General features: G+C 50.2%; 22 protein-coding genes and 5 tRNA genes. 19 read left to right on the top strand and 8 right to left on the bottom strand.

The window, feature by feature from the left end; genetic code table 11:
- Positions 1-1,214 (bottom strand): UvrD-helicase domain-containing protein (locus tag Q7S09_02425; protein ID MDO8558023.1); only part of this gene is annotated, 1,214 nt, incomplete at its 3' end.
- A gap of 565 nt (positions 1,215-1,779) precedes the next feature.
- On the opposite strand from Q7S09_02425, the gene Q7S09_02420 reads away from it, so the two are divergent.
- From Q7S09_02420 to Q7S09_02400, 5 genes are all read left to right on the top strand, one after another.
- A complete protein-coding gene (locus Q7S09_02420) occupies positions 1,780-3,054 on the top strand; it encodes a hemolysin family protein (protein MDO8558022.1) in 1,275 nt (424 codons plus the stop codon).
- 172 nt (positions 3,055-3,226) lie between these two features.
- Positions 3,227-4,459, top strand: coding sequence for a peptidoglycan DD-metalloendopeptidase family protein (locus Q7S09_02415; protein MDO8558021.1), 1,233 nt, complete (start codon positions 3,227-3,229; stop codon positions 4,457-4,459).
- 15 nt (positions 4,460-4,474) lie between these two features.
- Positions 4,475-5,713, top strand: coding sequence for a M23 family metallopeptidase (locus Q7S09_02410; protein MDO8558020.1), 1,239 nt, complete (start codon positions 4,475-4,477; stop codon positions 5,711-5,713).
- Between the two features lie 74 nt (positions 5,714-5,787).
- A tRNA-Pro gene (locus tag Q7S09_02405) sits at positions 5,788-5,858 on the top strand.
- 321 nt (positions 5,859-6,179) lie between these two features.
- On the top strand, positions 6,180-7,334 hold the full coding sequence (locus Q7S09_02400) for a hypothetical protein (protein MDO8558019.1): 1,155 nt from the start codon (positions 6,180-6,182) through the stop codon (positions 7,332-7,334).
- 262 nt (positions 7,335-7,596) lie between these two features.
- On the opposite strand, the gene Q7S09_02395 is transcribed toward Q7S09_02400, so the two are convergent.
- The 3 genes from Q7S09_02395 to Q7S09_02385 all read right to left on the bottom strand — a co-directional run bounded on the left by Q7S09_02395 (position 7,597) and on the right by Q7S09_02385 (position 10,570).
- Positions 7,597-7,668 (bottom strand) — tRNA-Gly (locus tag Q7S09_02395).
- A 97-nt stretch (positions 7,669-7,765) separates the two neighbouring features.
- Complete coding sequence (locus Q7S09_02390) at positions 7,766-9,760, bottom strand: hypothetical protein (GenBank protein ID MDO8558018.1); 1,995 nt, start codon at positions 9,758-9,760, stop codon at positions 7,766-7,768.
- A 162-nt stretch (positions 9,761-9,922) separates the two neighbouring features.
- On the bottom strand, positions 9,923-10,570 hold the full coding sequence (locus tag Q7S09_02385; protein MDO8558017.1) for a site-2 protease family protein: 648 nt from the start codon (positions 10,568-10,570) through the stop codon (positions 9,923-9,925).
- Positions 10,571-10,689: 119 nt separating this feature from the next.
- Here Q7S09_02385 and Q7S09_02380 point away from each other — a divergent pair, with 119 nt between their 5' ends.
- The 3 genes from Q7S09_02380 (at position 10,690) to trxA (ending at position 11,888) form a co-directional block, all read left to right on the top strand.
- A complete protein-coding gene (locus tag Q7S09_02380) occupies positions 10,690-10,941 on the top strand; it encodes a hypothetical protein (GenBank protein MDO8558016.1) in 252 nt (83 codons plus the stop codon).
- Positions 10,942-11,169: 228 nt separating this feature from the next.
- Positions 11,170-11,240: transfer RNA gene (locus Q7S09_02375), tRNA-Pro, on the top strand.
- 309 nt (positions 11,241-11,549) lie between these two features.
- Entirely contained in the window at positions 11,550-11,888 is a 339-nt protein-coding gene (gene trxA / locus Q7S09_02370; protein ID MDO8558015.1) for a thioredoxin, read from the top strand.
- A gap of 168 nt (positions 11,889-12,056) precedes the next feature.
- Here trxA and Q7S09_02365 read toward each other — a convergent pair whose 3' ends face one another.
- The 3 genes from Q7S09_02365 to Q7S09_02355 form a co-directional block, all read right to left on the bottom strand.
- Positions 12,057-12,572 carry an NUDIX hydrolase gene (locus tag Q7S09_02365; GenBank protein ID MDO8558014.1) on the bottom strand — a complete coding sequence of 172 codons (516 nt, stop codon included), beginning with the start codon at positions 12,570-12,572 and terminating at the stop codon, positions 12,057-12,059.
- Between the two features lie 35 nt (positions 12,573-12,607).
- Positions 12,608-12,678: transfer RNA gene (locus tag Q7S09_02360), tRNA-Ala, on the bottom strand.
- A gap of 287 nt (positions 12,679-12,965) precedes the next feature.
- A tRNA-Phe gene (locus Q7S09_02355) sits at positions 12,966-13,037 on the bottom strand.
- Positions 13,038-13,280: 243 nt separating this feature from the next.
- On the opposite strand from Q7S09_02355, the gene Q7S09_02350 reads away from it, so the two are divergent.
- The 11 genes from Q7S09_02350 to Q7S09_02300 all read left to right on the top strand — a co-directional run bounded on the left by Q7S09_02350 (position 13,281) and on the right by Q7S09_02300 (position 22,909).
- A complete protein-coding gene (locus Q7S09_02350) occupies positions 13,281-13,715 on the top strand; it encodes an NUDIX domain-containing protein (GenBank protein MDO8558013.1) in 435 nt (144 codons plus the stop codon).
- 15 nt (positions 13,716-13,730) lie between these two features.
- Positions 13,731-14,423: a hypothetical protein gene (locus Q7S09_02345; protein ID MDO8558012.1), complete on the top strand. Its 693-nt coding sequence runs from the start codon at positions 13,731-13,733 to the stop codon at positions 14,421-14,423.
- An 82-nt stretch (positions 14,424-14,505) separates the two neighbouring features.
- Positions 14,506-15,534, top strand: a complete 1,029-nt coding sequence (locus Q7S09_02340; GenBank protein ID MDO8558011.1) for a hypothetical protein — start codon at positions 14,506-14,508, stop codon at positions 15,532-15,534.
- A 5-nt stretch (positions 15,535-15,539) separates the two neighbouring features.
- Positions 15,540-15,734, top strand: coding sequence for a hypothetical protein (locus tag Q7S09_02335; protein MDO8558010.1), 195 nt, complete (start codon positions 15,540-15,542; stop codon positions 15,732-15,734).
- Between the two features lie 116 nt (positions 15,735-15,850).
- Entirely contained in the window at positions 15,851-16,594 is a 744-nt protein-coding gene (locus tag Q7S09_02330) for a hypothetical protein (protein MDO8558009.1), read from the top strand.
- A gap of 128 nt (positions 16,595-16,722) precedes the next feature.
- A complete protein-coding gene (locus Q7S09_02325) occupies positions 16,723-17,157 on the top strand; it encodes a hypothetical protein (protein MDO8558008.1) in 435 nt (144 codons plus the stop codon).
- Positions 17,158-17,212: 55 nt separating this feature from the next.
- Positions 17,213-17,380 (top strand): hypothetical protein, encoded by a 168-nt coding sequence (locus Q7S09_02320; GenBank protein MDO8558007.1) that lies wholly within the window; start codon positions 17,213-17,215, stop codon positions 17,378-17,380.
- A gap of 217 nt (positions 17,381-17,597) precedes the next feature.
- Positions 17,598-17,879 (top strand): winged helix-turn-helix domain-containing protein, encoded by a 282-nt coding sequence (locus Q7S09_02315; protein ID MDO8558006.1) that lies wholly within the window; start codon positions 17,598-17,600, stop codon positions 17,877-17,879.
- A 92-nt stretch (positions 17,880-17,971) separates the two neighbouring features.
- Entirely contained in the window at positions 17,972-18,526 is a 555-nt protein-coding gene (locus tag Q7S09_02310) for a hypothetical protein (GenBank protein ID MDO8558005.1), read from the top strand.
- Positions 18,505-22,287, top strand: a complete 3,783-nt coding sequence (locus Q7S09_02305; protein MDO8558004.1) for a lamin tail domain-containing protein — start codon at positions 18,505-18,507, stop codon at positions 22,285-22,287. The genes Q7S09_02310 and Q7S09_02305 overlap by 22 nt, the downstream gene beginning before the upstream one ends.
- A gap of 220 nt (positions 22,288-22,507) precedes the next feature.
- Positions 22,508-22,909 carry a hypothetical protein gene (locus tag Q7S09_02300; protein ID MDO8558003.1) on the top strand — a complete coding sequence of 134 codons (402 nt, stop codon included), beginning with the start codon at positions 22,508-22,510 and terminating at the stop codon, positions 22,907-22,909.
- A gap of 179 nt (positions 22,910-23,088) precedes the next feature.
- On the opposite strand, the gene Q7S09_02295 is transcribed toward Q7S09_02300, so the two are convergent.
- Positions 23,089-23,874: site-2 protease family protein (locus tag Q7S09_02295; GenBank protein MDO8558002.1), on the bottom strand; the 786-nt coding region annotated here is incomplete at its 5' end.

Raw genomic sequence — 23,874 nt, 5'->3', positions numbered from 1 at the left:
CTCACACTGTCTGCGGGGCTGTGGACTACGCGGAGGTAAGCGATCAAATCTTTGACTTCTTTGCGGAGGTAGAACTTCACACCGCCGACGATTTTGTAAGGAATGCCGTAGCGCATGAAGGCTTCTTCCAGCGAGCGGGATTGGGCGTTGGTGCGGTAGAGCACCACGGCATCGGATAGACTGACGCCTTTTTTCCGCATGGCGAGTATCTCGTCAATGATGAACGCGGCCTCTTCTTCCTGGTCGGAGAGTTCCGTAATGGACACCGGGGCTCCTGCAGGGCGGGTTGCAATGAGGGTTTTTTCGGTGCGCGCGGAAACTTTTTTTATGACGGCGTCTGCCGCGTCCAAAATAGTCTGCGTTGAGCGGTAATTTTGCTCAAGCTTTATGACCTTGGCATCGGGGTAATCTTTTTGAAAATTGAGGATATTGCGGTAATCGGCATTTCGCCACCCGTAGATGGCCTGGTAATCGTCGCCGACCACCGTGATGCTCCGGTGCGCGCCCGCAAGCAGTTGCACGAGCGTATATTGCGCGGTGTTGGTGTCCTGGTATTCGTCCACAAAAACGTGGCCCCATCTTCGCCGGTATTTTTCCAGGACGTCCGGGTGTTTTTGAAATAGGCGCACCGTGTAGAACAACAGGTCGTCAAAATCCAAAAGCCCCTCGTTCAAAAGCGTCTGCCCGTATTGCTCATAGAGCGAGCGTATTATTTCCTCTTTTTCGTCTTTGCACGCCATCTCGTCGGGCCCGCGCAGTTCGCTTTTTTCGCGCGAGATGCGGTTGAGCGCCTCGCTTGGCGTGAGTTCTTCGGGGGATATTTTGAGCCGTTTCATGATGCGCTTCAAAATGCCAAGCGAATCGCCTTCATCCGCTATCACAAACGATTTTGCAATACCCAGCGCCGGGGCATCTTCGCGCAGGATGCGCAGGGCAAGCGAATGAAAAGTTCCCACGAACGGAATAGACGACGCGTTGTCCAAAAGCTGGATAACGCGGCTTTTCATCTCGTCTGCCGTTTTGTTGGTAAAGGTGATGGCAAGAATGTGATGGGGAGCGATGTTGGACGCGATGAAATACGCGATGCGGTGCGTGAGTACGCGCGTCTTGCCCGAACCGGCCCCGGCAACGATAAGTAAGGGCCCGGGGGGTGCCCAAACCGCCTCGCGTTGTGCGGGGTTGAGGTCTTGGAGAAGTTTTTCAGTTCGTATCATTGTTTAACACCTTAACAGAACGCAGGCTAGCGAACAATAACAATGAAAAAGACGCCGTTTGGCGTCCCTGAAGATAATGTTTGAGAGTGTTGCCGGCGCTGTCGAGGAGTCGCCTTGTTATGGGCCTAGCCCCCCCCATTGGGTCTGCCGAAGATTTCCCGATGCACGTTCGGCGGCACGAAGAGGGCGAAAGTGTCACCATCTGGTCTGAGAATAAATCTCATAACCTCATTGGCAAAAACTGATTGTGGAATGTCCTTACCAAGAAACCACTTCTCTTCTATCAAACCCCCATTTCCAAGAAGAATATAACACACCTCTTCCTGCCTCGTTTTTGCTAACCCTGCCGCCCCCCTGAGGAGATAGCGAAACCTCGAAGTTTCCGATTGCACAGGTGAACAGCCCACACGTGACAGACAATCTTTTTGGAAAAACTCCCATTCCGATAACCTATATATCAGGGGCATGCCAGCCTCCATTTATGAAAGAATCGAAGCATTACAATATCATCTCCATAAAATTTGTCAAGATGCCATAGAGCGGGGCTTTGGGGTAAACTAGTGAGGTGCTCGAACTCACTTTTGTTGTCCTTATCGTACTTATACTCGACGGTTTGGTATCTGCGGCAGAGGCCGCATTGCTTTCGGTTTCCTCGACGCGGATTGAAGCGGCTCGCGTTGCGGGAAAGAGAGGGGCAGAAACGCTTGCCAAGCTCAAAGATGACGTCCAAAGACCCCTGGGTACGCTCATCATTCTTTCCAACATCATCACCATCATGGGTGCCTTTGTCGTTGGTGTTATATCAAGCGAACGCTTTGGTAGCGCGGCGACCGGGGCGGTATCGGCGCTTCTTACTTTTCTTGTCATTATTTTCGCGGAGATTGTGCCTAAGATTCTCGGGGAGCGTTACGCAGAAAGCGTGGCGCTTGCTTTTGCTGGAACCCTCCGAGCGCTGACAAAAGCATTCTCGCCGATTGCCGTTCTTGCCTACCGAATCGCGCGGATTTTTGCGCACGGGAAACCCACCGGAATCTCATCGGAAGAAGAAATAAAAGCCATGGCCTCTATTGGCGCAAAATCCGGCGCCATTGGCAGCGAAGAGGCGAGCATGATTCAGCGGGTTTTTCGGCTTAATGACATTACTGCGCGAGACCTCATGACGCCGCGCAAGCACGTGGTGTACTTTGAAGGCGCCAAAGCCCTCTCGGAACTTAAAGAAAAGATTATCGTGTCAAAAAATTCCCGAGTTCTGGTCACTGCAACCCCAACGCTTGAGCATGTGGTCGGCGTTGTGCTTCAGCGCGAACTTCTTATCGCGCTTGAGCAGGGAAGGGGCAACGAGGCGCTCCTTGCATTTGCAAAAAAACCGCTCTTTGTTTCTTCCGATACGCACGCGGATGAGCTGCTGCGGCAGTTTCAGAAGACGCGGATGCACTTGGGGGTGGTGGTGAACGAACACGGCGAGATATCCGGCGTGGTGACGCTCGAGGACTGCCTGGAAGAGCTTGTGGGGGAGATCATTGACGAGAAGGACGTAGTTCCGGAACTTATCAAGCGCATCTCCAAAGATGAAATTTTGGTTCATGGCGATACCCGTGGAAGGTACGTGAATAGTTTCTTCCAGACCTCTTTACCCGAGACAAAGACCCTAAATGGCTTTTTGCAGTCCCAATTTCACCGTGTTCCCGAGAAAGGCGAGTCGTTTATATGGAAAGATCTGCGTCTTATAGTCGAGGAAGTCGCCGGCGGAGGAGTCCAGCGGTTGAGGATTTTTAGGTTGACGGAACCCTCTTCGGGGAGTACCATGGAAGGTAGGCCATCCGATCATAATATGTCATAAGGCTGAAAGTAAAAATGAGTTTTATTCGCTTAATTAAGCCATTTCTTAATAAGCGAGCTTGATACGGCGGAGTCTCTTTTGGTCGCAGGTCATAAAACTTAAATCGACAATAGTTCTTTTTTATGCTCTGGTGATATTCGCGAGAGTTTTTGCTTTTCTGGGCTCTTTTTGCATGAAAAGGCAAAAAAGCAATTACTTCTCGAAATTCTCTATTTTTTTCGTGCAATTCATAAAAATGTTACTCGCGGCCATGCCCACCATGCGGCACCATATCCAGCGCGCCATTGGCGCAAGATCCGGAAGACTGGCTATCTTCATAGCCGCGCTTTTTGCTATTGTGTTTTTTGCTCTTCCTGAAGAAGATGACGTGCTGTCAAATCACCTTGCCCGCCTTAGCGACGTTCTCTTTCAGAGAAAAGTTTTTTCTGCGACAATCCTTTCATCTGCTTCGGCGCCGGGAACGGCAGAAAACGGAGCTTCCAAGAGAAAGGCGCCCTCACCGGTCTTGGCGAGCCGGGTACTACTGGATCAGGAATATTCTGCCGCCGCCGCGCTGGCAAAGACTGCTAGCGGTGGGGACGGCGAGGAGGAGTTCTATTTGGATACACTGCCTTCTGTTCAGGGGGTCGCCTTTTTTGAATCATCGGCTCCTGCGTCGGCCGACCTTGCCGGGCGCGCAGAAATTTATACCTATATCGTTGAAGAAAACGATACGCCGGCCGGCATCGCGGACCTTTTTGGATTATCACTTGAGACTCTTTTGTGGGCGAACGATCTTACGTCCCGGAGCATTATTAGGCCGGGCGAAAAGATCGTTATTCTACCCGTTAATGGTGTGGCTCACGTAGTGGCCAAGGGCGACACCGTGGCCGACCTTGCGAAAAAATATCGTGCTAGCGCCGAAGATATCGTTGCGTACAACAATCTTTCTTCCGAAAAACTTATCCCGGGCGCTTCTCTTATAATCCCTGATGCGGTCAGGCCCGCGCCGCAGGTCGCGCCGCGTCCCGTGGTGGTTTCGCGTCAGAACGTTAATGTGCCGGTAGGCTGGCTCATACAGCCGGCAACGGGGCGCAATCCAAGACCCGGAAGCGGACTCCACGGGTTTAACGGCGTGGATATTGCGAACTCCTGCGGTACGCACATTGTGGCTCCGGCTGCGGGAGTTGTTATAGTTGCTGACGATATCGGATGGAACGGCGGCTACGGAAAATATATCAAGATACAGCACCCCAATGGCGTGATAACGCTGTACGGTCATCTCAAAGAGCTCTTGGTGGGCGTTGGCGTTCAGGTTGGGCAGGGAGAGGCCATTGCCCTTATGGGTACGTCGGGAAGGTCTACGGGCTGCCATCTGCACTTTGAAGTGCGCGGAGCAAAGAACCCATTTACCGGAAGAAGGTAGGCCCTTTTGAAATTTATGATTATAAGGTCTCGGGCAATGCTTTTTACTGTATTGATCTCCACCGCCACGATTGCCGGCGCTTTTTTGTTTTTGCGCAACAACAGGATACTCGATCAAGAACCCCCCATTGTGGCAGAGGAGATTTTGTGGCAAGGCGCAGTACCACAGCCATCGCCTACGCCCGTGCCGTTGCCTTTGCCGACCTTATTGCCGGGGTCTCTCGCGCCCTCGCAAACCGTAAAACTGTTTTCTGCCGCCGCTCTTTCGGGCGCGCATCCCGTTTACGATTTCAGCATGTATATTCCGGCGACGTGGGAAACTGAAAGCGTTCGGACCATTGAGGCGCTTAATTTTTATGAGATCATGCAGCAGAACAAGACGAACACAGAGAGCTCCAGGATATTTGTCCGCTACTTTCGGGCCAATTCTTTTCTTACCCTCTCCTCGGTAAGCGTTCTTTCGCGGAAAAATATCATTGTAGCCGGCCGTCCTGCGGTCGATTACATCATCGAAAAAAAACCCGGATACCCGAACTTTCCCAAACAGCCCACATGGAGAAATATGCGGCATCGCGTAGTTGACGTGCGAGTTTCCGATTCAAATCCGTCGGCCTTTTACGTATTCGCCAAGAGCCCCGAACTTTCGGATGAGGTTTTTGAAGCGATGCTTGATACGCTTGTTGTCGCGCCGAAGGATCTGCTTTTTTATCCTCTGGACGGGGCAAAATGGCTTTCCGGAGAAAGCTTTTCAGGAGCCGTTACCAAAAAGCCATTCGGAGCATTTATAACTCCAGAAAATTCTCCGGTGACGCCGGAGAAATTTACGGGATATCACACGGGAGTTGACTTGGAGATTTCGGAGACAATTTCCGCAACTGCTTCAATATCGGTCTTGGCTATCGCTGATGGCGTAGTGGTACGGAGCGGAAAGGCGCAAGGGTATGGCGGCGTGGTTGCTGTTCGCCACAACATCCATTCGGCCGGCGCAGGGCAAGTCGGCGACGATTCGTATCTTGCTGTATACGGCCACCTCAATCCAAAAACACTTATAAAATTAGGGACACATGTAAAAGCGGGACAAGCCATTGGCGTTCTTGGAAAAGGATTTACTATCGAAACCGACGGGGAGCGAAGGCACCTGCATTTTGGGCTTTACACGGGCCAAGAGGTGAATATCGCAGGATATGTCTTGCAAGAAAGCGAACTTCAAAACTGGGTCGATCCAGTGAAATTCTTTGCCGAGCGAATGCCGTGATCGCGGCATTTAACTTTTTTGCATTCTCTGGTAATGTAGAAATGTTTTTTGGCCATTATAATATCCATGCGTAGCGGGGCATAGTATACCGGTAGTACGCACCCTTCGGGAGGGTGTAGACTGGGTTCGATTCCCAGTGCCCCGACAAATACGTTTTACAACTTGCGGGACGCTGGGAATCGAAGGGAGCAAATGTCTTTGCTCCCAGGCTTTTCTAAGCCGGAAGAATGAGGCGAGGAAAAGGATTCCCAGTGCCCCGACAGATCAAAGGGGTAGTTTTATTTTAGTGAGCGGGCCGCCCTTTGGGGCGAGCCTCGCTCAAAAATCGTGCACGATTTTTGAGCGGGTTATGCCACGACGTTAGAATCTATTAGATGGAAAGGGACAGGAAATTCAAGATTTCAATCGTTCCATTGCGCGATATATTGCAGCCACACACGCTCCAAAGTAATCTAGAAATACTATTATGCGTCCCGAGCGAATCGAATCCATCGAAAATACGACAAGCGATCCCGGCCGAAGCCGCGAGGAATCTGGGCGCCCATCGGTTTCACGAAGGGAATTTTTGAGACGATTCGGAATAGGATCGATGGCGTTGGGGTTTGGAATGTCCAGAGGAATCCTAGAAGGAATTGAGGCGAAGGAAGCGAAAATGAACCTCGAAGCTCTTCTTGAAGAGAAAAATGGGGAATATCCCGCGGTCCGCGTGGAGTTCGTCTACGCTCCGCATCGAACGGCAGAAGACATGCAAAAATTGCGGGAGCGCATCGCCGAAGCGGATGTTGTTGTGCTTGAGGGCAGTGGGTGGAAACTCGATGAATTAAAAGCATGGCGCGATCTTTCGGAGGGCGCGATCACCCCGGCTCAGGTTTTTAAAAAATTGGAAATGTCTCCCGAAAATCAGAATGACCTCAAGTGGCTCGGGGAATATGAAATTATTTACAATTCGCACAAAGCCGTGGATTCCATCGACGTTCCCTACGGACACGCTCTCAATACGGAAATTACTGACCACTTGGGTACGCCAATGTATTTTTATGATGGAAATTTTGAAAAGGCGCTGGAATCGATGAAGAAGCACACAAAGAACTGGGCCGAAATCCAGAAAAAGAGGGAGGCCTATATGCTTTCCCGTCTCAAGGAGGTCGCGAAAGAACGAGCGCTTCCTGATCAAAAAGGAAAACTAAACATTTTAATTTCTATAGGCGCTGTTCACACGGGCATGTGGCATAGACTCGAAAGCGAGGGGGTAGATACTCGCGCCGCGTTTAGCTCTATGCCGTTTATCTTTAACATGGAAGATGAGTTATTGCGAAAATACCTCTTTGGAAAGACAGCGGACAGCGAATTAGTTGCCCACGCTTTGCTCGAAAACATATTTCTCAACCAGTTTGGCTGGCCGCTCACGAACGACACGGAGAAGGCGATGCTATTCTTCCGGAAGTTAGTTTCTCGATTCACTGTTAGCGAAATAAAAGAAATGTTTGAAGCGATGAAGGATAAAAAATTCAATGAGCGATCAGATATTTTGACTAAAAAGTTCACAGCGAAACATATTCGCTGGCCAAGGAATAAGGAGGAGGTCGATGACTTTTTAGATTTGAAAATGCCGCCAAAATGAGTGGCAGCAGAAATGCATATTTCTTTTTGAGCTCATCCTATTTCCTAGGCATCGCGAGAAAACACGGAGCGGGTAGGGGGAATCCTTTTTTTTCGCCTCGTTCCTCCGGCTCGAAAAAGCCGGGGAGCCAAGACTTTGGCTCCCTTCGATTCCCTCATCCACATTCAACCAAAAATAAAACTACCCACAGGGGGCAGTTTTATTTTAGTGAGCGGGCCGCCCTTTGGGGAGAGCCTCGCTCAAAAATCGTGCACGATTTTTGAGCGGGTAGGGGGAATCGAACCCCCGTTACCAGTTTGGAAAACTGGAGTAATAACCATTATACGATACCCGCAAATCTATCCCATGCCTCATAGTATGTTATTTTCTCCGCAAATTCAACTAAAAACTCTCCGGCGATATGTCGGAGAGTTTTTTTGGGATCTATCGGGTTATTGAGCAAGGGGCGTTGCCGATGTTACGGGAGAGGGAGATGGTTTTGGCAAATCATCCGCCTTAAGCCCGATCATCATGAGAAAATGTTTTAAGCCCGCAGTGTAAAACGATTTTCCGTCGTTGCCCCAGGCGACAAAGCCCATTGGCTCAAACTCTCCCTGCACGAGGATCTCTTCAAGTCCATTTCCGTCCTTTTGTACCATCCAAAGTGATTGTTTCCCGCCATCGCTGCGGCTGACAAAAATAATATGCCGTTCGCCGTCCAGGGCCCCCTCGTCTTGTAGCAAGGCAGGAGATTCGGCAAATTCTCGGATGGCGCCACCGTTCACGTTTGCAAGCTGTTTCACGCTCGATCCGTCGCGCTTAATGCTCCAAAGCTTGCTTTGTTTTGTGGCCGGGTCGTAGCTTACATAGTACACAAGAGCGCCGTCTTGGCCGAAGCGCGGTATTTGATTTATGCCTCCGAAGGTGAGTTGTTTGAAATTTCTTCCGTCGTTATCCATGACCCACACGTTCTCCTCGTTCTGCCGCCTGATGGTGTAGGTGATATATGTGTCGCCGCCAGACCAATCAAACGAGCCTATCGGCAGATTGGGCGTTATCCTTGTTTTTTGCAGTGCATCCTGAGAGATTTTCCATAGGCTATTTCCAGAGAACGCAAGAATCAGGGAACCGCTCTTATTCCATCGCGGTGCGAGCATGGGATCTGTCGCTACCGAGTCATCCGACGTCTGCGACTGGGTAAGTTGTATGGCGCTTCTTGATACGGGGTTCACGAGGTACAGGTCCGCAACGCCGTCCGCTCTCTTGCCAACAACTGCGATACTCGTGCCATCGGGGCTCCAGGCAAGTAGTACCGGCGCGCGATCCGGAGGAAAATTAATTTGTCCGCTCTTGAGAATATTCTCCTTCGAACCGCTACCCAGGTCCATGATCCATAGGTTCTGGCCGTCCGCAAGAAGCGTATAGACTATTTTTTTCTTATCCGGGCTATAGCTTAATACCGCGACGGTTCCGGCCTCGCTGTCGGCACCGTACAAAGAAACAAGTCTACCATTTATCTGCGGTTTTGACGGGGTGGGGGCTGGAGTTATTGTCGGCGCGAGAGAGGGAGACGGATTTTCCGAAGGGAGTGGTGAGGGGCTTTGAATTTTCGAGACAAGCCCTATTTTTTCGGCAACGCCCTCAAAAGGAAAGAGATTCATGCCAAATACATATAGGCCATATTTTGCGCCGACGAATACATACGTTCCAAAAAGCAACACGATGCCCGCAGCTACATATATCAATAAGCGCTTCCCGGATAGCCACCGCGTTCCTTTCTCGTCTTCCATGATCGTCTGGTATGAAAGAGGGGGCGGTTTTTGAGCTTGAGCACCCTGGGCAGATCCTCCGTCTACGGCGGGGCGATACGTTTGCGCTCCCGGACCCGCTTCCTTGCCGGGAGATACTGATCCGGCATACGAAGTTCTCAACGAGCTTTCTGGGGGGGTCGCAGGATATAGCGGCTGTGGCTTAGCGAAAGACCCGGCCACATTTATAGGTGTTTGGGGAGTGCCCGGGGTAATGGGCGACGCCCCTCCTTGCAGGGTTTGTGTTTGCGGATAGACCGAAGATGGCTGACGAGTTGCGGCTTCGCGCGGCAGCCCTCCCTGCAACGGAGATTCTTGCTTTGCCGGAGATGGTTGTAAAATCTGCGGCGTCTGCACAGGGGCCTGTGCGGATGTTTTTTGTGCAGGCAGAAAAGTTTGACCCGAAGTATCGCTCTGTCCGACGCCTCCGGCCATGATGCCGCCCGGCATGCTCTGCGGAGTCTGTCGCAAAACCGGCTCGCCTCGCTGGGTCGCCGGCATGCCACGCGCAATACGGAATGCGTCGCCAACGTCAGCCTGATTCCAGCCCTTTTTCACTAATGCGTCGCGAACTTTTTCTTCCGCATATCCCTGGGCGAGAGTGCTTTTGATATAATCAACAACTTGAGGAGTGACCATAAAAATGAAGGCTTATTAGTCCCGATGTAATGCCGAGACTTTTTAATTTTTTAGATTAGAGTGAGAGTTTGAGCAGAATATGCCTAGCATACCACAAAACCTCTGTTTCTAAAAGGGATGATTATCCGCAGGGATACCGAAAAAGCTGTTGTGCCCGGTTGATTACAGAAACAATTTTTGGCCCACGATAAGACGAAAAAGCAAGTCTATGATAGGAAATATGAGATGAAATCCAAAAAAGATAAAAAAGAGCAGCAGAAACATGCCGTACTGTTCAAGCAGCCCCTCGACGTATTTGTAGCGATACGGCAGGAATGCAAAAAGAAGTTTTGATCCGTCGAGCGGAGGAATGGGCACAAGATTGAATACGGCAAGCAGAAGATTTATTTGCACGATGTACAGAAATATTTCACGGAAACCCTGCAAGATCCTTAGTACTTGAGCATCTGCAGAAAAATTCGACAATACGCGTAGCGACAGGCCGAAAACAACGGCAATGAGAATATTCGAAAGCGGACCGGCTACTCCGACAATTGCGGGGCCGTACTTTTGATTTCGCAGATTATAAGGGTTATAAGGAACGGGCTTGGCCCAACCAAACATAATTCCCGTATTACTTAACATGAGAAATAAAGGAACAATAACAGAACCCCACAGATCAAGGTGTTTAATGGGATTTAAGGTAAGTCTTCCCAGGTGCTTGGCGGTGTTGTCGCCTAAAGCAAGCGCGGCCAAACCGTGCGATACTTCATGCAGCACTATCGAGAATATAAGAATGGCTATTTTGAAAATAAACGGGACGGGGTCCATATGAGGTGGACCCCCCATACTAATTCTTGGCAGACAGGGATGGTGCCGTGTCGACGACAATGCTCATTTTCAGGAAATACACCGGGAGCTCCCCGGTTATCTGTATGCCGCCTTGCGGCATGAGCCCAGAATTAGTCGTGGGGGTGGACAAAATAAGTATTGGTGCTATACTTGGGCAAGCTATGGCTAAATCGTGTGTCATCTGCGGCAAAACTTCATACATGGGGGTCGTGCGGAGGTTGCTGCGCGGTCATTATAACCCGACGGCCAAAAAGAGGAAATATCCGAACCTTCAATGGTTTGCCGTCTCGAACGGCAAGCGCGTGAAGGCTTGCACGAAATGCATCCGTGCCAAGCAAAAAACCGGATAGGCAATTCTTTGCGGTCGGCATCAAAAAAAGGATCAGGCATACGCCTGGTTTTTTTGATACAACTTGCGGCTATAGTCATGGCCGGATGTACAAAAACCCTAAGTTCAGATTTTATCGAGGACAGCTTGAAGACATGTTGAGAAAATATATCTTTCCCGCCAAGAATTATCGCAGAGGTTGATTTTTGCATATTTCAGGCTACAATACGATGTGGACAAGAACGCGTTCCGGGCCGTCGTATACCGGCAGTACGCATGCATGGGGTGCATGTAGACTGGGTTCGATTCCCAGCGGCCCGACATCTACAAGAGTCCATGGGGGCAAAACGATCTGGGGGATCGTTTTGCGGGCAACTGCAATATTTTCAAAAAATAATAAGTTGCCCCGGAGGATTTAGTCAGAGTTCAAATCTCTGCAGCCCGACAGATAACTAAAACCGCTCTAATATTAAGAGCGGTTTTAGTTGCCTTTGCGCGAGAGCCTTTTTATGTTTCTCTAATAAAGACTTGCTTCTCTTCAAGAAGCTGTGTTACGATACCGCGGTTCATTTCCGTGCAAATATAAAGAGGTTTATTGCACGAGAACGCAGTTCTTTCAAGGAGGCATCAATGTCTGAACATGCCCGCGCGGTAACTGACGCGACTTTTGAAACACAGGTCCTGGCGGAGAGCCACAAGAAGGTGGTCATGGTAGATTTCTGGGCCGAATGGTGCGGCCCCTGCAGGAGACTTGCTCCTACAGTGGAGGAGGTTGCCAAAGATTTTGCCGGCAAGGCAATGGTGCTGAAGGTGAATGTTGATGACCATCCTTCGCTCGCGCAGCGCTTCAATGTCCGAAGCATACCCACGCTTCTTTTTTTCAAGGACGAAGAGGTTGTCGACCAGGTCTTCGGATGCGTTCCCAAGAGCGATATCGTGCAGACGCTTGAGAAGCATATCGGCGCATAGTCTGTGGAAGTGTATACAAAACATCAAAACCGACCCCCGGGTCGGTTTTTTTAAATTGTCGCATGAGCGTGTCGGTGTATGAAAAGAGTTCTTCTGTGTGGGCTTCATCTGCGCCAATCGAAACCAGACAGCTGAGAAATTGTCCTCCCGGCAGAAGTTCGGATAAAATTATTTGTAGAAAATTTTGACTAATTTGGGAAGGTCATTCTTGCTTTTGTCTCCGCCGTCTAATTTTTGGAAAAGTTCTTGAGGAGAAAGCCAGAAGTATTCAATAAAGTCGTCTTTATTGAAGTCGGGCGTTGAATTCGATTTCATCTCATAGACCTTCATAAAAGCCGACACCCCGTGTTTTTGTGGCGTACATTTTCCTAGCTCATGAAAGTCTATCTTTTTTACATCTAAATTAAGCTCTTCCATTAATTCCCGCCCAAAAGCATCTTCATAAGATTCGCCGCTTTCTACGTGTCCGCCAAGACTCATGTCCAGGCACAGCGGGAAAACTCGCTTTGTTGCCGTTCGGCGAGGAATCCAAATCTTTCCGTTCGAATTGACAAGGAAGGCATTAATGACACGAAAGCTGGAGAGATGTTCAGAATAAACTTCGGAGCGCTTCTTTTTGCCTACAACGTTGTCGTTATCGTCAACCAAATCAAGAAATTCGTCAGTTGTGTGTTGATTGTTCATTATCATGGACATATATAGATACGAATAGATTACTGTGGACCCAGCGAGAATCGAACTCGCGTCCCGGCAATGCGAATGCCGTGTTCTGCCACTGAACCATGGGCCCACCAAAACTATCGAGGATTCTTAATTTCCTATGTTCAAAGAGAACAATGAAAATCGGAACGAATGCGCCGTCATTCCTGGGCGACCAATCACTCGGTCGAGACATTGTAGTCGCCCGCGAAAAGCAAAATCGTTTGCTTTTCACCCACTTAACTACGGGTCCGTCAGAGCCAATGAAAATCGGAATGAGTGCTGCGTCATTCCGGGGTAATTTCTCAAAAGTATGCGCAGTGTGCCGGGTCCCAGAACTAAACTGGGCACGCCTCGCTCCCAAATTCAAACCCAAGGTGCCGGGCCCCAGAATCGAACTGGGCACGCCTGCCTCTTCAGGGCAGCGCTCTACCGATGAGCTAGCCCGGCACTTTGGGTTTGAAACGCGCTCTTCACAGGTCAAAATGATCATACTTCGCGCCTGGCTTCAAGAAGCCCTTACATTATATGAGGTTATCTTATTTTTTGCGGAATTGCAATTTGTCACTGCCCCGCTAGAAGTCGCGTCCCGCCTAGCGGGACTACTTCTGGCGGGGCTTACTTAGTTGACGCGGTTTCCGGGTATGCTACGCTCGCTGTAGCAGATTGAAAACGGGAGCGGGCTAAATACATATGACCGTAAAACCAAAACAAACATGCAATGCGAAGGACGAACCGATGCATTTTTCCGTTGGAGCAGTGATTGAGGTCGGCGGGAAATATCTGCTGATCGACCGCGCCACGGAGCCGCTCGGCTTTGCTGGGCTTGCCGGGCACATCAACGAGGGAGAAACTCCCGAAGAAGCGCTTTTCCGCAAAGTGGAGGAAGAAAGCGGCTTGAAGGTAAAAAGGCATTCTCTCTTGTTCCAGGAAGAGGTAGAATGGAATTGGTGCGGAGCCGGAGTCCGGCCCCACTACTGGTTTGTATACCGATGCGAGATTGCGGGCGAAGCTCGGAACAATACGGAAGCGTCAAAGTCCATCGGGTGGTACGCGCCAGACGAGATCGGGGCGCTTACCCTGGAGCCCGTGTGGAAACACTGGTTCGGAAAAATCCTATCTTATTAAATGGAGGAACTTTGTATGAGCAACACACCATCAAGCGTGGAAAAGCCCTATATCGACTTCACGCTTCTTTTGGCGGACGCAACGCTGGAAGATTTTGAACGGCTTTGCCAAACAGCTCTTGAGGAGGAAAATCGCAAGGTTATTCGCGCGGTATGCGTTCTGCCCGAACCGCGTATTATCGCGTTCTGTCAAAAGATGCTTAAGGACAGTGGCATCATGGTAGCCGTAGTGAACGATTTCCCGCTTGGACGAGGCGGAAAAGACGCAAAGCGCCGCGGGGCGTTTGCGGCAAGGGAGGCGGGGGTAGACGAGATAGATACGGTGCTTAACACCGGCCTTCTTCGGGAAGGGAGATATCGGGAAGCCGGGGATGAACTTCGGGGTGTCGTCGAGGCATTTCCCAATGCAACCAAGGTCATCATCGAGAGCGGGCATACCTGGTATACGGAAGATCTTGTGAAGGGAGCAACAAAACTCATCGCTTCTTCCGGCGCTTTTTGTGTGAAGACTTCGACCGGGTTCATTGATAATATCGCACCTGAAGTGAAAGTACAGCATGTGGCATGGATGCACGAAGCCGAACCCGGGCTTATGAAAAAGGCCGCCGGCTCGTACAAGAAACTTGCTCAAGTACAGCTTCTTTGGGACGTTGTCCCGCGCGACAAAATCATTGTTGGAGCATCCAGTCCCTTTTGGAGGAGTTCCTAGACCGCATAATTGATTTGGCCCGACGCTTTAAGCGGCGGGTTTTTTCTTTACGGACGCGGTTTACGGGAGTACTATAAAAAACATGATGTCAGAATCAAAATTCAATAGAGAAGCAACCCCCATGAGCCCGCAAGAGCTCAAAGACATGGCCAAAGATACGAAGGTTCTGGATATGGAGCTTTATATTAAAGATTCGAACTACCGCCATGCCATGGAAGACGAAAACCCGTGGATACAAAGCGCCCTACAGATAGAACGCAAAAACATTATCGGCACGATTCTTGCAAGCTCAAGCGTAGCGCTTACCGGCCAGCAACAAAAAATGCTGGAAGACGGGTATGCGCGTTTTCTTATGGCCGCAAACTCAAATCTGCAGAAAAGTTACGAAGGCGCTTCTAAGGAAAAGTTACTCCATGAACAGGCCGGCATGCTGGACATCTTAAAAGTGGGGCTCAACAGAGAGCCCCGAGAAATTGAAGAAGATGATCGGCGTCTTGAAGAATTTCTTGACTCGTCCGACAGCGAAGGGGAAATAGAAAAATTCAGCCGCACAAAAGAACTTCGTTTCGATACGTTCAACAGCGATCGCCTATACCGCCTGCTCATGCGAAAATACAATCCGCATTTTCAAGAGATCTCGTCCCGCGAGCGGATGTATACGACAGCCAAGGCCCTGGAATGGGCGCGTCCACTGGGTCTCACGGCCGAACAAATAGAAGCCATTGCCGCGATGGTGCCCGAAGGTGGCAAGGAGCTTCTTGAAGGAACGGCCGCAGGCGTTAATCTTAAAGAAAAGCACGCGGCGGGCATAGCGGGAAAGAAAAGGGAAGGAAGGGTTATGGCAGCACTCGAAGAACTTAAAAAAAAATATCTGGGAGGGGGAATAACGTTCAGGAAATTTTCTGAAGAAGTGGCGTCAAAAATGGGCCAGATTCTGCAAGCCGAACTTCCGGAAACGTCTTTACCCTCAAAGCTTCGCGAAGAGTACGTTGAACTTCAAAAACGACTTGATGCAAAAGAGATTTCCGAAGAAGAATTCTTACAGGCACTTGATAAACTTATGGACAGTCATCTTCCCGGAAAGTCGGGAAAAGAACAGCGCGTAGTATAGCAAATATGGAAAACGAAATTTTTAAAAAACTCGAAGAACATTCGGAAAAGCTCGACAGAATATATCGCTCGGTCGAGCGCATGCGGAAATATTTTCTCTGGACGCTTATTGTAAGCGTGGTTTTTATCGTTCTTCCGCTTGTAGGAATTGCGTTTGTTCTTCCCGATTATCTGAACACGATGCTTGGAGGCGGGTTTTAGCCGTTTTGACGGCTCCGGGTTTCCGTGATACATTGCGCGTACTTTCGGGCTTGGTGTGGGAACGCGTGGAAAATACAAGCTCGGCTGGAATATTCTTTGAAAAGGAGCAATATCCGATGAAACGATTACTTCCGGCGCTGTTTGTCGTCTTTGTATTCGTCGCTCTGTCGCCGACGGCTTTTTCGCAAGACCAAAAACCCGACGGACAATCCGTTGCCGGTGATGCGCAACAAGTTGATCAAGAAGCTCTCGGAAAATTCGGCGAGGTCGTCATGGCAAAGCTGGATGGCATTGCATGGCCAGAACCCCCGGTCTATTCCTACACGGCCGATACAACGGAGGGAGAAAACACTCTACGGCTTCTGGGTGTCTGGGTAACGAAAAACGGCGACATCCGTAAAAAAGTATTGGCGAGCGTACGCCGCTCGGATATTACCGCGCAGAATTGGGCAGCGCTCGCGAAAGAGTTTAGCGACAAGGTCGACGCATTCGTCAGAGAGATGATTGAGGCCGAGAGTCGCGGAGAACTCCTTCCCAGAGATGCGGTGACCCCGCTGACATCCGAAGAGCAAGCCGCAGCCAAAACGCTCAAGTTGGTTTTAGAGAAGCTTCCCGAATACAGCGACCCGGAGCTTGTAAAACTCAATCCGAACTTCGTGGGCGTGGGATACGGTCTCCGCCTCTTCGACGGGAAACGGGTAGTTGTTGTCTTTGTCGGGATAAAGGACGCTGGCGGACTGGATCAATTCTACGCGACCGGCAGGATATCTCTTGGGGGCTCGCCCTCCGAGGCCGAAATGGAGACGCGCGTTCGGGCCGCCTTTGCCGACGTGGTGAGATTTTTAAGAAACAGCAGATAATACACAACTCAAGATGCACAACATCTCGAGTTTTTTCTTTGTCCCGTTAGAAACCACGTCCCGTTTAGCGGGACTGCTTCTGGCGGGTCTCTTGCATACCCGTGATCTTCTGTGGAAGTATAGAGAGTATGGGACGCGAAGAAGAACATCCAGAAGACCAGAAGAGTGATCATGCAGACCGCCTCACGGAGGAAACAAAAAGACGGCTTGCCGCGGCAGAAGCCGCGCGCGAGCCGATTGAGCGCGATGCACGGAACCGCGACAAAGTTGACGATGCACTTGCGGCAGTCGAGGAGGCAACGCTGGATCACGAAATTCGTAAGATTCCAGAAACCGGCCGCCGGGAGATTCTGACGCCCAACGCGTGGGAAAAGAAACTGATCGAAGGGATCGAAGGGCTTGATGAGGGAATGGCCAATGGGTGGGAATTCAGCCATCGCATCAAAGGGTCATTCGATTCGACGACCGCGGATCCGAAGTACAACTGGAAGATTATAGGCCTCGGAGATGTGAAAATCGCGCTTCGGCGGAAGAAATCACTGCAGGAATTGGCGCCCGGCTGACCGTATGCAGGCGGTCTTTTGCATCGCTTAAGAAAGACGAGCAGAGGCGGCGCATGTGGGTGCGCTCCGAGAGAAATTCTCGCGTGAGATCGTAGAAAACAAGAACACCCATCTTCCCCTTGAACACCCGGAAAGAATAAAAAAGATGATCGCCCTTATACGCCTTGTGCTATTCGGCCAAGAGCGTCTGACGGCCCATCTTAAAGAAATGGACGATGCGTGAAAAATTGCGCGAACTCATCCTCCGCTTTCCCATACCTCTATGGCGCAGTTCACCGCAACACAACCAGCCGTGCTTTCCTGCACGGTTTTTCTTTTTTTTGAGCAGTCACTGGCACACAGAGAATCCCTGGGAGGCACGCAAACAACCTCATTCCAACATTCTTGAGAATGTTGGAATGAGGTTGTCACAACTATTGTCAGAGAAGAAAGCGAAGTGTATGCTTGGGCTCATGGCGCATCAAAGGAAACTTGAGCGGATTGTAAAGGGGTTTGCAAACCATCGGCGAATTGAGATACTTCAGCTCCTGGATAGGTCGCCAGAGATATCCGTTTTTGAAATTTCCGATGCGCTTCGCGTTAATTTCAAAACTATCTCCGAACATACGCGGCGCCTTGCGCTTGCCGGGCTTGTCGAGAAACGATACGAAGGAAAAATAGTTCGCCACAAAGCTTCTTCACTCGGCAAACTCATTCTCAAATTCTTGAGAATGTTGGAATGAAATAATGGATTAGCCAGAGACAGTTCGGTATGCCGGCGGATGTTATTGACACGTTTTTTGCAGAAGAGTAGGGTGAGATTTCATACAATTTTATGGTCATTACGGTCAAAAAAGTCGCGCTGGCGTTTGTAGGCATTATGGTAGGCCTTGTTTTGGTTACGGGGCTGTTTTTAGCGACGAAATGGCCGAAGAGCCTTTACGATTCGTTCCGCTACGCGCAGAATCAGCGGAAATTGATGCAGGCGATCAAAGAGGCCGACGAACTCATGAAAAACGACACCTACGGCGGAGAGAGCCCCGAAGAAACATTCGCGATGTTTCTTAACGCGCTCAAAGCGGGCGACACCAATCTTGCAAGCAAATACTTTGTGCTTTCGAAACAGGATGAGTGGAAAGGCAACTTAGAAAAGGTAAAAAACGGTGGTCAATTGCCAGGCATGATTGAGGATTTAACAAAAGCGAGCCAGACGTGGCAAAGAGGTGAGGAAAACCCGGGAATTCTTTTTTATAGATATGATGCAAGGGAAGAAGAACAAACAGTCGAGCTTTCGAATGGAACCCAAACTACATTTCCTGCCGGGGTCTATCAACAAACAATAACTTTCCTGAAAAATATAAATAATAGATGGAAAATAAGCCAACTTTAGCCACCATACTTGGGCATATCAAAAGTGGAGGGACTCTTTTCGGGTTCCTCTATTTATTATTGGCCAACCCAGTTTTTGCGTATGAACCCACCAGCACGCATGCGGCGCTCTCGGATGAAATCGTTGATTTTTACAATCTTTTTGTCTCGGGCGATGGGCGCAAAATCACAAACGAAGAAAAAGAATGGATCGTAAAAGGCACCGTTGAGGAAGATACACCGCCGCGCTGGGTGAACCATTTCTACGACCCGGTGTACAACCGGTCTTGGAATGTGCTTGCGCTGACATCCAAGAACTGGGCGCAAAACCAACTGCGGGAGTCCTTATTTATTTTAACCACGCAGGGACTCGCTTCTTTCACACTGTATCGCGGCATCGAATCAAGTTCCGACTACACCTGGCAACGCGGCATATCGGATTTCGTAAAAGGCGACCGCAAACGCTCCATGGAAGTGCTAGGGCATATTTTACATCTCATTGAAGACGCAACGGTTCCCGAGCATACACGGAATGACGTACACATTTCTTCGGATGATACGTTCGGCATTATACAGCACGCAGAAAGTCCGTATGAACATTGGACGACACGATATACGCGAGATACGCTCCATGTTGCGGATGAATTTAAAAACGGAGGTCTTTTGCCCAAGCATCATGACAATCTTGATGCGTACTTTGATGAAGTCGCGATATATTCGAATGGGCACTTTTTCAGCGAGGATACGATTTTTTCTGATAAGTATGCCAATCCATTACTGACGGGCACAAGTATCGAGTTTATAAATAACAGTCCAATGAAATTTGGTCTTGGCACCGATGAAGATGGGAGCAACTTTCACCTCTTAAGGTTTCTCGCCGAGGAACAGTGGAGAAACTTAGGAACTACTTCTTATTTTACACTCGGCGAGAATCCGGTTATGACAGATTACTGGTCCCGTCTCTCTGAAAAATCGCTGATACATGGCGCGGGGGTGGTGCAGTTGTATTTTGAGGAGATTAAAAAAGCGCAGGAAAAAGAGGCTGAACGCATCGCAAAACTGAATTCTTGGATTGCGACGGCGATTAATGCGTGGAATTCGTTTACTTCATGGTTCAGCTGGAGCGACACATTCTCAAATACGCAGGACGCAAGTTTTATCGGGAGCGTTCTCGACTCGGCGAGTACGCCTCTCTCGAACAATATCGCTTCTCCAAGCCCCGCTCCTAGCGGCATTGTACTTTCCGCTTCAACGACTCCAACGCCCTTGCCGTCCGTCACTGCGAGTCCGGATGGGACGCCAATCCCTTTCGAGATTGCCGCGCCCTCTCCCTCGACGGACTCGGGACCTACGGCTTCGCCTTCGGCAACACCAACAGTATCTCCTTCTGCGCCTGCGTACAACGGCGGAGGAGGGACCGATTTGGGGAGCGGTTCTGCAGCATCTTTGACAACTCCCGAACCCTTGCCAGAGACGTCTCCAACTCCAGATCCATCCCCAACACCGATTCCCGATACCACGCCGCCGGACTTTACGTTTGAGATAGCGCCGCGCGGAATTTCTTCGTTTGTTATGGAGATGCGCTGGGCGTCGCCCGACGCAGACCCTGCCTCGTACGACTTGGAATTTTCATCCAACGATTTCGGGGTCGATGCGTCGTCTCCGTGGGTGCCGCTGTTTACCGAGACGAACGCCACTTCCACAACGTTCACCGTACCGAAAAGCGAGGCGTCATACCGGTTCCACCTTCGTGCGCGTGATGCGGCAGGAAATATAAGCGCATGGAAAACACTCGACGCAGATGTGAGCGAAAAACCCGTTGCCATCAACGAAATTTCCTGGATGGGTACAAAGGCGTCTTTCCAAGATGAATGGATAGAGCTGGTGAACAAAACGAGCCAACCCATATCCGTCTCAGGATGGAAGTTGAGAGTTGAGAAGGTTATTATCGGGAACACCTGGCGCGATATTGCGCTCACGGGCAGTATTCCTGCGCACGGCTACTATCTTATGGAGCGGACCGGAGATGATACGGTATCAAATATTCCGGCAGACCTCATATTCACCGGAGCTATCGAAAATAACTACGCGCGGCTGGCATTATTGGATATAGCGGGAACGGAAATAGATTCCGCGGGCGGTGGATTTGAATGGCCAGCGGGAGACAATGCGGCGAAACGTTCTATGGAGCGCATTAGAGCCGAACTTGATGGGGGCGATCCGTATAACTGGTTTACGAATAATGGCCGAATAACGAACGGACTGGACGCTACCAGCTCGCCAATTTTCGGGACGCCCAAAGCGCAAAATAGCGTTCATCGCATCTACGCGTCGGCAAATCACAACGCTTTTCTCGGCGGGAACACCACGTGGACGCGCGGCCAAAGCCCCTACTATATTCCAAAATCTCTTTCTGTTACAAATGGCGCAGTACTTACGATAGGAGGGGGTGTTACGGTGAAGTTCGGCAGTGACGCATACATGAACGTTGAAGGAAAAATTTACGCAAATGGTTCTGCGGATAATCCCGTTGTGTTCACGGCGTTTACGGATGACGAGTATCCCATTGATGGCGGCGACACCAATCAAGACGCGACCGCGACCCTGCCTGTCGCGCCTTATTGGAAGCGCATCGAAATTCTGCCCACGAGCGTTGGAAGCGAATTTCACCACACCACGTTCCGCTATGGCGGCATGAAAGCAGATGGAGTATCCGATTATTCTGCACCAGTTGTTTCGGTGGAAACGGTCGATGTTCTTTTTGACCACGCCACATTCGAGAAGGGATATAAGACGGGGCTTCGTCTGCTTAATTCAAGCTCGCGCGTGTACGACAGTTTTTTCTCCGGGTTTACCGTGGAGCATGTGAGCGTTCCTTGCGAGCAGTTCGGCGGGCAGGCCATTCTTGTCTCCGGAGGTTCGCCCGATATGCAACGAAACGTTATTGATGGGGCGGCAAGGGGCATGATGTTTTGCGGCGTAACGCCCGTGGTGCGCGATAATGTTATCCGCAACACGCAGACCCCATTCTTGCTCCAAGACACCGTCGGTGAGTTCCGCGGAAATACCATCGAGTCATCCGCGGAATATGGCATAAGTCTTCAGGGCAGTATGACCACATCCGGCACGCTCACCAAAGATACTCACCCGTATATTTTAAATAATTTCTCCATCCCGAGTTCCGTAGCGCTTACTATCGAACCGGGTGTAGCGCTTAAAATGCGCGGCGGAAATAATGCGAATATTTCCATATACGGCTCTATTATTTCCCGAGGAACCGCAAATGACCCCATCACGTTCACGGCGCTTGAGGATGATAGCGCGGGCGGTGATACCAATGGGGACGCAACGAGCACTTTGCCGGTGGCGGGGTCGTGGTATACAATATCGTTTTCACCATCATCAAGCGGAGATTTTGCATATACAAACATCCATTATGGCGGCGGGTCGCGGAACAGCATTCCGTCTACCTGGACGATGGTTGAGGCCGATAGTCCCACATCGCTTACGTTTGAAAACGTGGAATTTACCGACAGCATGTCGCAAGGATTCACGCTCGCAAATTCTGCAACGGGAACTGTTTCTTTTACGCACTTAACATTCGGCAGAAACGCAAAAGCGGGGCTGTATCTTAGCGCGTCGAGCCCCATAATTACCGATACGCTGTTTGCGAATAATTACTACGGCGTTTTTGCGGAAGACGCGTTGTCGCACCCCGTTGCACAAGACGTGCGATTTGAAGGAAACGTATATGATACGATTCCCGAAGGGCTTTTGGAGTAAGAATCTCAACACAGCAAACCCGCCCCCGCCACTACGAAATTTGACTATCATGCAAGGGTGTATTATTATTTGTTTACGATTGAATCCGATTGGATGGAGGCATAAATGGGATTCCTGGCGTTCGTTTTCTGTTATTGGGTCTTTGACATGGATTTTTGGTGGAGTTTAGTGATAGCGCTCATTGTTCAGGGCGCCACCAGTTAATTCACCGGGGGTGTATATGGGTTTTCATGTTTGCGAGTACTGTACGGCCGAGACGCAAGCGAAGAACCGGTTCCAAAGAAATTCTTCCGGAGACGTCAATCTGACGTTCGCCAACGGACATCGCTGGGTCATGCCGGACATGATCCTTCACTATGTCGCCGACCATGGGTGGAAAGCACCGGCGGAGTTTGTGGACGACGTGATGAACGGCGAGTTTACGAAAAGTGGACACGTACAAACTCGCAGTATGAGCCTAAGCGATATTCTGACGGGTACGCGTGTTGGCTACCTTACGGGCCCTTTCGAGATTGGCTCCGTTCCCGACGGGTTTACTGAAAAACTCGAAAAACTTATGCAGCAGGCCGGCGCCGCCGGATTGAGATTGCAAACCAAAGAAGCTCCGGTATACCGCGGCTAGTCCCAAGCTGGACAAGATATCAATGCATGATTCGCCATGCATTTTTTGTTTCGGACACTCGACTCGGTTAAAAAATCTATTCTTAAATTCTCAAGAATTTGAGAATAGACGGAATAAAAATACCGTCTCTGATGAGACGGCATTGGTTTGGAATGGGGACTTTATTTTTGCGCGGCGATTCATTCATTCTTTCTTTTCAGAATGCGTGCACCGAAGCGAAAAAGGAGGAAGCAGATGATGCCCAGAATCAGCATCGGGAAGAATAGCTCGGACACGCCCAAGTCGTTGATAATCGCAAAGGCGGCAAGAAACAGGATGCACGCCGTGCCGGCGTATTGAAGCGCTATCTTGAAACGCAGGCCAAAATCTCTTCGCAGAACCATCTCGATAAGAAGAACAAGCATAACTCCTCCATCAAGCGCGGGAATCGGCAGAAAATTCATGAAGCCGAGGCTTGTGCTGATGAGTGCCGCGAATGCCAGAAGCTGGAGTGCGCCAAGTTGCGCGACCTCTCCGGACATCTTGGCGATGCGGATGGGTCCGGCCATGAGCGTCGGCGAAGATGTTCCTGCAAAAAGTCCGCGAATGAACGAAGAGCTTGTTTTGATGATGCCCGTATTTACGTGCCAAGAGGCCTTCAGGGCCTGGCGTGGCGGCAAGCTCGTTTCCAGAATGTCCTGGTGGAATATCAGACCAACCTGCCACACTTTCTCTTTTTCGTTATACGCGGCCGCGGCCGCCAAATGGAGCACGGCTTTATCTCTTCGCACAAGCACGTCCGCGTTCTTGCCATTAAGTTTTTGCATCGCTTCTCGGAAGCTCCACGCGGATGGAAGAGAAACGCCATCGATTTCAAGGATTTCGTCTCCGGGCACAAAACCCGCGCGGGAGGCCGGAGAATCATTTTGGACCTCTCCGACAATAAGCGGCTCTGTCGGAAAAAATCCCACAGAGTCCAGGCCGGA

This window comes from bacterium (assembly GCA_030649025.1).
Lineage (GTDB): Bacteria > Patescibacteriota > Minisyncoccia > JAUYLV01 > JAUYLV01 > JAUSGO01.
Note: the sequence above shows the minus strand (reverse complement) of the source record. Positions and strands in the feature narration are given on the sequence as shown.

Excerpts from the sequence above, each read along its gene's own strand:
- Q7S09_02310 (MDO8558005.1), top strand. The coding sequence starts at position 17,972 with ATGGTCATTACGGTCAAAAAAGTCGCGCTGGCGTTTGTAGGCATTATG.
- Q7S09_02380 (MDO8558016.1), top strand. The coding sequence starts at position 10,690 with ATGAGCCCAGAATTAGTCGTGGGGGTGGACAAAATAAGTATTGGTGCT.
- Q7S09_02325 (MDO8558008.1), top strand. The coding sequence starts at position 16,723 with ATGGGACGCGAAGAAGAACATCCAGAAGACCAGAAGAGTGATCATGCA.
- Q7S09_02335 (MDO8558010.1), top strand. The coding sequence starts at position 15,540 with ATGGAAAACGAAATTTTTAAAAAACTCGAAGAACATTCGGAAAAGCTC.
- Q7S09_02330 (MDO8558009.1), top strand. The coding sequence starts at position 15,851 with ATGAAACGATTACTTCCGGCGCTGTTTGTCGTCTTTGTATTCGTCGCT.
- Q7S09_02305 (MDO8558004.1), top strand. The coding sequence starts at position 18,505 with ATGGAAAATAAGCCAACTTTAGCCACCATACTTGGGCATATCAAAAGT.
- Q7S09_02340 (MDO8558011.1), top strand. The coding sequence starts at position 14,506 with ATGATGTCAGAATCAAAATTCAATAGAGAAGCAACCCCCATGAGCCCG.
- trxA (MDO8558015.1), top strand. The coding sequence starts at position 11,550 with ATGTCTGAACATGCCCGCGCGGTAACTGACGCGACTTTTGAAACACAG.
- Q7S09_02315 (MDO8558006.1), top strand. The coding sequence starts at position 17,598 with ATGCTTGGGCTCATGGCGCATCAAAGGAAACTTGAGCGGATTGTAAAG.
- Q7S09_02385 (MDO8558017.1), bottom strand. The coding sequence starts at position 10,570 with ATGGACCCCGTCCCGTTTATTTTCAAAATAGCCATTCTTATATTCTCG.
- Q7S09_02345 (MDO8558012.1), top strand. The coding sequence starts at position 13,731 with ATGAGCAACACACCATCAAGCGTGGAAAAGCCCTATATCGACTTCACG.
- Q7S09_02390 (MDO8558018.1), bottom strand. The coding sequence starts at position 9,760 with ATGGTCACTCCTCAAGTTGTTGATTATATCAAAAGCACTCTCGCCCAG.
- Q7S09_02415 (MDO8558021.1), top strand. The coding sequence starts at position 3,227 with ATGAAAAGGCAAAAAAGCAATTACTTCTCGAAATTCTCTATTTTTTTC.
- Q7S09_02350 (MDO8558013.1), top strand. The coding sequence starts at position 13,281 with ATGACCGTAAAACCAAAACAAACATGCAATGCGAAGGACGAACCGATG.
- Q7S09_02410 (MDO8558020.1), top strand. The coding sequence starts at position 4,475 with ATGATTATAAGGTCTCGGGCAATGCTTTTTACTGTATTGATCTCCACC.
- Q7S09_02400 (MDO8558019.1), top strand. The coding sequence starts at position 6,180 with ATGCGTCCCGAGCGAATCGAATCCATCGAAAATACGACAAGCGATCCC.
- Q7S09_02300 (MDO8558003.1), top strand. The coding sequence starts at position 22,508 with ATGGGTTTTCATGTTTGCGAGTACTGTACGGCCGAGACGCAAGCGAAG.
- Q7S09_02365 (MDO8558014.1), bottom strand. The coding sequence starts at position 12,572 with ATGAACAATCAACACACAACTGACGAATTTCTTGATTTGGTTGACGAT.